This is a genomic window from Nostoc sp. LEGE 12454 (assembly GCF_056620565.1).
Window position 1 is genome coordinate 1 of record NZ_JBWQXL010000117.1, and the last position, 1,361, is coordinate 1,361.

Sequence of the window (1,361 nt, forward strand, 5' to 3'; positions counted from 1 at the left end):
TGGGACTTAGACAAAATAGAGGAGTAAAAAGGGGTATAATTCTTTTTCAGCCTAGCTTTCACGTCAAAGTAAGCTCCCATGAAAGAGACAACTCCCGCCGCCATGCCTCCATGCTTTGAAAAATGGTGTAAGAGGTTTGATGATGTGTTTACTCATAAAGCTCAAAAAAGAGAGTTCAGGCATTATTTAGGAGGATTATTGGGTGAAAGCGAGAGAAAAAACCTATTTCAGATAGCAGAAAACGCTATAGGGGTGAATTACTATCAATTACATCACTTTTTAACTGAAGCACCTTGGTCTGACTCCAAGATCAATGAACGGCGCTTAGAGATTATGAACAAGTGCATTCAAACCAGAATTAGTAGAGGATTTAGTTTAATAATTGATGATTCTGGTCATAGGAAAAGTGGCAATTTTACCGATGGAGTGGGAAGACAATACATTGGAGAAATTGGCAAGACGGATAATGGAATAGTAGTAGTAACAACTCATTTATACGATGGAAGAAAAAGCTTACCATTAGATATAGAGTTATATCAGCACGCCAGTTCCTTAAAATCAGGTAAACAAGACTCAGAGTTTGAGAAAAAACCGGAATTAGCAATCAAGTTAATAGACAGAACTATCCAGAGGAAATATCAACCAGAAATAGTAATTGTAGATGCGGGATATGGCAACAATACATCTTTCTTATTAGAGTTAGAGAAGCGAGAATTAAAGTATTTAGGAGGAGTCGCCAGAAATCGAAAAATAACTATTACTAATGAAGATACTATTCAACAAACAATTAGGCTAGATGAATTAGCACAAAGTTTACCCCAAGAGGCTTTTACAGAAATTCAATTAAACTTAGATCAGCCCAAAACAGTATGGGTATTAACTAGAGAAATAGAGATATCACAATTGAAGGGAAAGCGAAATATTGCCATCGTCATGAATGCAGCGACTTTCTCACAAGCCACCGATATCGACTATTTTATCACCAATGTTTCTTCATCAATTGTTACCCCAGAATGGGTAGTTGATACTTATTCTCAACGGAATTGGGTGGAAGTTTTTTATCGAGAAGCCAAAGGGTGGTTAGGATTGAAAGAATACCAAGTCCGAGAAAAAAGGAGTCTACTGAGGCACTTTATCTTGGTATTCTGTGCCTATACTTTTATTCTTTGGCATCAGATGACAGGCGGCTTGAGACGCAGGTGGGCAAACAAACCTTTGAACACTTTTACTGAAGCTTTAGAAGCTTTTAAAACAGCTATGTCTTATCGATTTTTCGATTGGTTGACCCTTAACCGTGACGTGTTTGCTGCTTATAAAGCCAGTTTAGGCTTTATTTGGGCTTAGTTTTTGTTTAAGTCCCG

At 37.5% G+C, this 1,361-nt stretch carries 1 protein-coding gene; it reads left to right on the top strand.

Annotated elements, in window-relative coordinates:
* The first annotated feature begins 78 nt into the window (after positions 1-78).
* A complete protein-coding gene (locus tag AC1F2U_RS34690; protein ID WP_480265270.1) occupies positions 79-1,344 on the top strand; it encodes an IS701 family transposase in 1,266 nt (421 codons plus the stop codon).
* The last annotated feature ends 17 nt before the right edge of the window (positions 1,345-1,361 follow it).

Excerpts from the sequence above, each read along its gene's own strand:
- AC1F2U_RS34690 (WP_480265270.1), top strand. The coding sequence starts at position 79 with ATGAAAGAGACAACTCCCGCCGCCATGCCTCCATGCTTTGAAAAATGG.